This window comes from Phascolarctobacterium succinatutens CAG:287 (genome assembly GCF_000434895.1).
GTDB lineage: Bacteria > Bacillota > Negativicutes > Acidaminococcales > Acidaminococcaceae > Phascolarctobacterium_A > Phascolarctobacterium_A succinatutens_A.
This window is the reverse complement of the sequence record NZ_FR892787.1, coordinates 8,395-16,910: the sequence shown is the minus strand read 5'-3', so window position 1 is coordinate 16,910 and position 8,516 is coordinate 8,395. Positions and strand designations below refer to the sequence as shown.

Here is an 8,516-nt window from a genome sequence, read left to right as displayed (position 1 = left end):
GCTGTAATGCACGAGCTTGACCGTCTGAAGCTGATTAAAAAATCCTGCCAGACTGTCAGCGGCAAAACTGTCGGCCAGATTATCAAAAATGCGGAAATTCTGCGTCCTGAGGTTATTCACAGCGTAGAAAATCCGTACAACAAAACTGGCGGCATCGCTGTTCTGAAGGGCAATATCGCTCCGGAATGCAGCGTTGTCAAGGAAAGTGCGGTTGATCCTTCCATGAAGGTCTTCAGCGGTCCGGCTAAGGTTTATAATTCTGAGGACGAAGCTATTGCTGCAATTTGCGCACAAAAGGTTGTTTCCGGTGACGTTGTCGTTATCCGCTACGAAGGCCCGAAGGGCGGCCCTGGTATGCGTGAGATGCTGAACCCGACCTCCGTACTGGCAGGCATGGGCCATGACAAGGACGTTGCGCTGCTTACCGACGGCCGTTTCAGCGGTGCTACCCGCGGTGCCTGCATCGGTCACATTTCTCCGGAAGCACGCGAGGGCGGTAATATCGCATTGATTGAAAACGGCGATATCATTGAAATTGATATTCCGAACCGTACCCTGAACGTTAAGCTGAGCGACGAAGAGCTGGCTGAACGCCGTAAGAACTGGGTTTGCCCGCCGCCGAAGGTTAAGAGCGGTTACCTGGCACGCTATGCTGCTTTGGTTACCTCTGCTGCTACCGGCGCTGTGCTGAAGGTTCCCGGTCAGGACTAAAAGAATTATATAAGCTGAAAAAGCAACTCCCCATCTTTCTTACCGCAAGGTAAGACGGATGGGGAGTTTTTGCATAAGAAAAACCGTTGCGCCAAATAGCACAACGGTTGATTATTAATACTCAATTTTGCTCCAGCAGATAAATATCACTGATTTCTTTTACTGTACGCACATTATCCGGCAACGGACCGGCCTTCTGCACGCGACGGTATTCCAAGCCGCGCACGAGCAGATATTTTTTACTGCCGTCACGCAAAGCATCTGTCAAAGCACCAGTCTGCGGAATCATTTCGATACCGGGCTTGCCTGCATAATACATGAAGCCAGGGCGCAGGAACTTATCGACATAAATAGGCGTCTGCTGCTCACATTGCTCCTTATAAACACTGCTCATAGTTTTTACACTGAAGCGGTCGGCAATCACAGGCAGAACAAAAGCAAAGGCCACGCACATCGTCACCGCGCCAATCATCACGTGCAGCCAGGATGCCAGCTCGATATCGCGATAATACAGCAGAGCGAAAACTGCCGCTGCACCCAAAAGCAGTGTCAGCACGCCCAGCATCACCAGGCTGAAGTCAGCCTCCGGCAGATACTGCGCACCGACAATCCAGCCAACGCCGAGCAGGACAAACATAATACCGCTGCCTGCCGCCCAACCGTAAAAGGTAGTGTTATGACGCAGCCTGCTTTGCATTCTCGCTATATTCCAGCCGATAATTACTGCCATAGCAGGGAACAACGGCAGAATATAGGATACAAGCTTCGTTTTGCAGATTGTAAAGAACAGCAGCACGAAAATCCACCAAACGTGGAAGAACAGCAGCTTACGCATATCATCTATACGGCTTTCGCTGACGGATGCCTTCGCAGCCTGCCACAGCATACCGGTCCACGGAAATAAGCCTAAGATTATTACAGGAAAATAATACCAGAAGGTCACGCGGTCGGCATGCTCTGCCGTCGTAAAACGCGTTATATTGTGAAATCCCAGGAAGGTATTGATAAATTCCATGCCATGCACGGTATACATAGCGTAATACCAAGGCGAAGCAATGAGAAAATACAGCAGCAGACCACGGATAACATGCATGCGCAAAATCTCACGCAGCTGGCCCATAACCACCAGATACAGAAAAATTATCGCACCTGGGAAAACTATACCGATAGGACCTTTGGTAACAGTAGCCAAAGCCATGCACACATACATCAGCCAATAACGCTTATGGATAAAGCTCAGCAGTGCACCTGTCATAAAAAAGAGCAGAGTTGTATCTGTCACCGCAGCCTTGCCCATATAGAAAAATTCTACACAGCTTGTAAGAATCATCGCAGACCAAAAGCCTGCACGTTCATTAAACAGCCTTGTGATACCTACATACATCATCACAGAGGTGCCGCAGGCCATCAATGCCGCAGGCAAGCGGGCCGCAAATTCGCTGTCACCGAAAAGAAACTGAGCAACAGCAACCAGCCAATAATACATAGGCGGCTTATCATACCAGAAATTGCCAAAAATTCTCGGTGACAAAAAATCACCGGCAGCCAGCATCTCTCTTGCTGTTTCCGCATATACCGGTTCATCCGGATCCAGCAGCGGAATGCTGCCGATACCGAACATAATCATAAATAACGCAGTGCCTGCTACGATAAGCAGGCTGTTTTTTTCAATCTGATTCATCAGTTTCCATCCCTCAAAATAATTTCAAAATTCATATGCCAACTACTCATTTTTCTTACCCTCGGTAGTTTTACTTTTGAGCGATGCCATATTCAGCACATCGCTGCCAAAGGCTCTGATTGTAACTACCGCGCCCAGCATAAAGGGCAGATATTCTGCCGTAAAGCGCCAGAGAACTGCCATAATACCTTCCACACCGTTAGGCAGAATATTGGAAAACAGCACCAAGAAGCCTGCCTCCGCTACACCGCTGCCACCGGGAGTAGGCGAAAAATAAAGTATTAAATTCAGCAGCACCATGCGTCCCATTACCTGCTGCAAATCAAAATCAATATTCAGACCGGTGAAATAAGCAGGCACAGTGGCATAAATAAAGAGCAGGCTCACACCGGATTCGATAAACGCACGGAAAACCATCTTCGGATGCTTGCCCATAACTACAACGGCGTTCTTGAACTCGTTATACCAGATAAAGCAATTACGCTGCGTAGTAAACGAAAGCTTGCGGGTAAACCACATAATCGCCTTCTCGGGATAACGTGTTTGCAGCAAAGAAATTACGATTATCGGCAGTGATATAAACAGCACCGAAATAATCGTCAGCACCGATGCAGGCATCCATTTTACTATATCCTCATCGCTGTGCAGCACCACAGGCACCAGCAGTATAAGAAAGATAATGGACATGACCGTGCGCACCAAAATTACTACCGTAGATTTGGCGACAGGCACCCCGGCCTTACGCATAAACATAACCTGAGCGATAGCGCCGCCGCTGGCACCCGGCGTTACCAACGCCAAAAAGTAGTTGCTCAGAACTACATTCACTATCTGATGAAAGGTCAGCTTCTCGTCCGTCACCGAAGCCAGGGTTATCAGACGCAGGCCGTCAAAAATAAGGCCTATCGCAAGGCATGACAAAGCCAGCAGAATACAGCGAGGCTCGAACATCGTCAGGTATTCCAAGGTCCGTATATCAAATGTAAAATAAATAACCGCCGCCGAAATCAACAGGACAAAGCCAAAAAGCAGACCTAGGCGGAACAATAATTTTTTATTCATCTAGCAGACTCCAAATGAGCTTATTTTTTAGTACAAGAGCTTTAGCAGGCCGTAAAATTAACAGGCTGAATATGCTCCTGCTCCAGCAGCTTTTTATTGCCGCTGTCAAGATACGCCTGCATTTCCTCCTGCCAATGATATTGCCAGGGAAATATTTGACCCAAGGCAGCAGAATCAAGACCGGGATGAGTCATCAGCTCGCTTACGCCATCCGGAAGCTGACGCAGGATATTGCCTACCAGCTCCGCATTCAGATGACCGCCCGCCAGCATCCCGAAGAAATGCTGCGGATGCTTTAGCCCAAGGCTGTCGGCGCGCTGCGCCGCCAGCTGAGCACAAAAGCTGAGCCCGCTGCGTCCGATCATTCTGCCGATACCTGTATGAAAGCCTCCGGTAAAGGTATAGGCTTCCTTAGGTATGCGTACCCTTATAATATTATACTCATTACAGAGCTTTAATACAAGTGCATTAATTCCGGGCAGCACATGGGTATGCTGATGACTATCGATATGAGTAATGTTTATTTTTGCTTCCAGCGCCCTTTCGATTTGCGCGCGCAGCTCCGCTTCCAGCTCGCTGCGCTTAACGCTGCCGCTATAAAAGCGTTTGGCAAAGGCAACGTAATCAGGCAAAAACAAGCCCTGCTCATCCAAAAGGCTGCTGACCTTGCCTGCAGGCAGCACCGGCGCCACGCTGCCGACAAGCGTCAGATGCACGCCTATACCGAGCTGAGGATTTTCCTGCGCCAGCTTTACTGCCTCCTGCCAACAGTGAGCACTGGGCATCAGCGAGGTGCTGGTAATAAATCCCTCCTTATAGCCCTTGATAATACCTGCGTTAATCAAAGGATGCAGACCGAAATCATCTGCATTAACAATTAGTTTTTTCATAATCTCTACACTCTTTTGTAATTGGCAAAGTGCAGCTTTACATATTCACGCAAAGCATCCTTGCCGTATTTTTCTGCTAAGCGGCGGGCGCAGGCCGTTGCCTGCTCGCCGCCGCCCTTCGGCAGATCGCCTACGCCGGCCTGCTGCGCCAGTTCTTCCATCGTCCGCAAGAAGCGGGCGCGGGCCAGCACCGAGGCAGCGGCAACCGCCAGATTGCTTTCTGCCTTAGGCTGTTGGCGCACACTGCAGCCCGGAAAGCGCTGCCGCAAAGCCTTTAAGTTTACCGTAGACTGAGTGAACTGGTCAATCAATGCGCTGTGACAATCCTTTTGTCGCTCCAGCACCTGACTGAGCGCCGCCACATGTCCGTAGCCTAAAAGCTGGTTGAGCTTGCCGCCAGCGGCAGCCACCTGCTCATAGCGCAGATTATAAATCTTCGGCTTCAGCTCCAGTACGCTGAAATCAACAACCGTAGCCTTGATTACATCCTCCAGCTCAAGGATTTTTTTATCCGTCAGCAGCTTGCAGTCCTTCACGCCTGCAGACTGCAGCTTCGCTGCCGTTGTGTTGTCCACTACCGTGGCCGCCACAACCAGGCTGCCGAAGAAATCACCCTTACCGGATTCATCACTGCCTGCCCACAGACCGTTGCTTACTGTTGCTCCAGCGGCTGCAGGCTGCAGCTTCTCAGACGCATTCTGCACTCCCTCCAGCAGCAGTAGTAATCTTTGCTTTAAGGCACTGTCGCCGTTATAAACATGCGTCAGTCCCTTTTTGCCGTTATATATATTTACGGATGCCTTGGCCTCACAAAACTGCACTGCAATCTGCTGGCCATAATTAATCGGCTTATCCTTAACAATACTGAAACCATCCTGACGGATTTTTTCTGCAGCCTCTGCCAGATAATCGGCAAAGGCCTTAGGTGTCAACTGTTTCACGCCTATTCTCCTCTTTGCACATAGTTTTTCGCCTTCCACTCCTCAAAGAGCAGATAAATCAACGGAACAACCACCAGCGTCAGCAACGTAGAGGTTGTTAAGCCGCCTATCAGCACCACGCCCATAGACTGGCGCAGCTCAGCACCCTCGCCGATACCGAGAGCAATCGGCAGCATACCGAGTATCGTAGACAATGTTGTCATCAGAATAGGACGCAGACGCAGTGAGCAGGCCAGAAGCACTGCTTCGCGGATAGACATGCCCTTTTCACGCTCCTGGTTGGCATAGTCAATCAGCAGAATTGCATTTTTGGTAACCAGGCCCAAAAGCATAGTAAAGCCAATCATGCTCATCATGTTCGCCGTCTGTCCTGCAACAAGCAGGCCCAAAATAGTGCCGATAATCGCAAATGGCAGTGATACCATGATAATCAACGGCTGCGAAAAGCTTTCGAACTGCGCTGCCAATACCATATATACTACAACTATGGCCAAAATAACGGCCTTATAAACCTCTTTAAAGGAGCGTGCCATATTATCTGCCTGACCAATCATCTTATAGTTATATCCCGGCGGCAAATTCAGCTCGGGAATATATTCGTTGCGCACCTTGCTGATTAAATCACCGGGCGAAATACCTACTGTGTTGGCATAAACAACGATCTGACGCTGCTTATCCTCACGCTCAATGCGTGTAGGACCGCTGCCGTAGCGCACATCTGCGATGTCCCCCAAGCGGATGAACTGACCTGCGGAAGAAGAAATGCGCAGGTTCATAACATCATTGATATTAGTGCGCTGACTTTGCTCCAGCTGCAGAATAATATCATAGTCATTATCGCCGATAGTATAGCTGTTGCTGGTGCTTTTGCCCATAATAGCCATTTCGATAACCTTACCTACCTCCGTTGCATCAAGACCGAATTCACTGGCCTTGGCGTGGTCCAGCTTAACCACAATTTCCGGCTGCTCTTCCGAATCGGATATATCAACATCGGTCGCACCCTCAGTCCGGCGTATCATATCTGCCAACTGCTGAGCGTAATTTTTCAGCTCCTTGATATTGCTGCCGCGCAGGCCCACCTGCACCGGTCGGCTGTCACCGCGGCCGCCGCCCTGGTTGGATACAACGGTAACCTTCAGGCCTTCAACATTTTGGAAGCGTCCGCGCAAATCATCCATAATCTGCTGCATGCTGCGTTCACGCTCATTGCTTGGCTTCAAGCGGATATCCAGAGAGCCCTGGTTAACAGGATTACGGCCGTTGCCGACATTAAGCGCTACGATTTTAACCTCCGGCAGCTGCGAAATCTCCTGCTGCAGTGGCTTGGCCAGCTCTACCGTTTTTTGCAGACTGGTGCCGATGGGCGCCTTAACATTAACACTAAATTCACCCGAATCATATGTAGGCTGGAATTCCGTGCCCACAAATGGAAGCAGCAGCAAATTCAGCAACAGCGAAATGATACCTACGGCAACAACCTTCTTAGGTCTTTCCAAAGCCCAGGACATTAAGCTGTCATACATTTCACGCACGGACTGGAAGCCTGCTTCAAATTTATCAAGAGCCCTCTGCACAAAATGCGTGCGCTCCTTGCTGCTCTGCTCCTCGGTTTCTGCCTTAATCCAATACGCCGAAACCATTGGCGTAAGCGAAAAGGCTACGATAGTAGAGAACGCTACCGCAAAAGCAACCGTCAGACCGAACTGCTTGAAGAACTGGCCGATGGTTTCACCCATATTACCGATAGGCACAAATACAGCCATTAAGCTCAGGGACGTCGCCAAAATTGCCAGCGTCAGCTCCTCCGTCGCTTCCTTGGCCGCCGTAAACGGCGTCTGCCCCATCTCGATATGGCGGAAAATATTTTCAATTACTACAATCGCATCGTCAATCAAAATGCCGACTGCCAGGCTCAAAGCCATCAACGACATATTATTCAGCGTAAAGCCCATAACCTTCATCATAAAGAAGGTGGCGATAATAGACGTAGGAATACACAGGCCGCCGATAATAGTCGCACGGAAATTGCGCAGGAATAGATATGTTATCAAAAGCGCCAAAAACCCGCCGAAAAGAATCGCATTCCAGACATCCGCAATATTATCGCGAATATAATTAGATTGGTCGCGCACCTTATCAACAATGATATCGGGCGGCAGATTGCTGTGCTTCAGCTCCTCCATCTTGGCATTGACATTATCGGTAACATCAACCGTATTAGTTTTGGACTGTTTACGCACAAGGGTCATAACACAGGGAACGCCGTTAGCGCTGGCAAAGGTATCCTCATCCTCCCAGGAATCAAGCACATCGGCAATTTCACTGATATAAACAGGACGGCCGTTATGATTAGCAACTACCACCTGCTTGATATCATTGATATTGTTATACTTGCCCAAGGTACGCACAGTGATTTCCATAGCGTCATTTTTTGCCTTACCGCCAGGAGTATTATAGTTGTTGGCGTTCAGCTTACTGCGCACTGTCTGATAGGCAATGCCGTATTCCGCCAGCTTTTCCGGCTTCAGCACAATGCGGATAGCACGCTGGCTGGCACCGACAACGGTAACCTCGGAAACACCCTCCACCATCTGCAGCTCATCCTTGATATTATCCTCCACAATGCGGCGGATTTCGCCACGGCTGCGCGAAGGCGAAGCAAAGGTATAGGCCACAATCGCGCGGGAGTTGATGTCAACCGTCTGTGTTACCGGCTCATCAATATCATCCGGCAAAGCCTTGCGCACGCTAGCAACCTTTTCGCGCACCTCACTGGCCTTCACCTGCGGGTCTACACCGATATTAAATTCCAGAACCGTTTCACTGTAGCCTTCAAGCACAGTGGAAGACAACGTCTTGATACCCGAAACCTGGCTGACGCGGTTCTCAATCGGCTTAGTAACCAGCGTTTCCATTTCCTGCGGCGAAGCACCGCTGTAGGTAACACGCACGCTGACAATAGGCAAATCAACATCAGGATTCAGATCAACGCCGATTTCCGGATAGCAGCGGATACCGAACACTACCAACAGCAAAATAAACATGGTAGTAAAGACCGGCCGCTTGATAAATGTTCCAATCATCGTTATTTACCAGCCTTTTTCAAATCTATCTTGCTGCCTTCACGCAGCTTGTTATGTCCTTCGATAACAATAGTATCCTTTTCATCCAGTCCGCTCACTATTTCAGCCAGCTTATCATTCGTATAACCGACATTCAGCACACGAC

General features: G+C 49.4%; 5 protein-coding genes and 1 pseudogene. 1 reads left to right on the top strand and 5 read right to left on the bottom strand.

Annotated features, from left to right (window positions below; translation table 11 throughout):
- Positions 1 to 711: pseudogene (locus BN587_RS11850) on the top strand (dihydroxy-acid dehydratase domain-containing protein); the annotation flags it as partial.
- A 121-nt stretch (positions 712 to 832) separates the two neighbouring features.
- Here BN587_RS11850 and BN587_RS04690 read toward each other — a convergent pair.
- The 5 genes from BN587_RS04690 to BN587_RS04670 are packed head-to-tail and all read right to left on the bottom strand — an operon-like array spanning position 833 to position 8,371.
- Positions 833 to 2,392 (bottom strand): ArnT family glycosyltransferase, encoded by a 1,560-nt coding sequence (locus BN587_RS04690; protein ID WP_021719989.1) that lies wholly within the window; start codon positions 2,390 to 2,392, stop codon positions 833 to 835.
- Positions 2,393 to 2,434: 42 nt separating this feature from the next.
- Positions 2,435 to 3,454: a lysylphosphatidylglycerol synthase transmembrane domain-containing protein gene (locus BN587_RS04685; RefSeq protein ID WP_021719988.1), complete on the bottom strand. Its 1,020-nt coding sequence runs from the start codon at positions 3,452 to 3,454 to the stop codon at positions 2,435 to 2,437.
- Between the two features lie 41 nt (positions 3,455 to 3,495).
- Positions 3,496 to 4,344 (bottom strand): ChbG/HpnK family deacetylase, encoded by an 849-nt coding sequence (locus BN587_RS04680; RefSeq protein WP_021719987.1) that lies wholly within the window; start codon positions 4,342 to 4,344, stop codon positions 3,496 to 3,498.
- A 5-nt stretch (positions 4,345 to 4,349) separates the two neighbouring features.
- On the bottom strand, positions 4,350 to 5,285 hold the full coding sequence (gene rnhC, locus BN587_RS04675) for a ribonuclease HIII (RefSeq protein ID WP_021719986.1): 936 nt from the start codon (positions 5,283 to 5,285) through the stop codon (positions 4,350 to 4,352).
- Positions 5,286 to 5,287: 2 nt separating this feature from the next.
- A complete protein-coding gene (locus tag BN587_RS04670; protein WP_021719985.1) occupies positions 5,288 to 8,371 on the bottom strand; it encodes an efflux RND transporter permease subunit in 3,084 nt (1,027 codons plus the stop codon).
- Between the last annotated feature and the right edge of the window lie 145 nt (positions 8,372 to 8,516).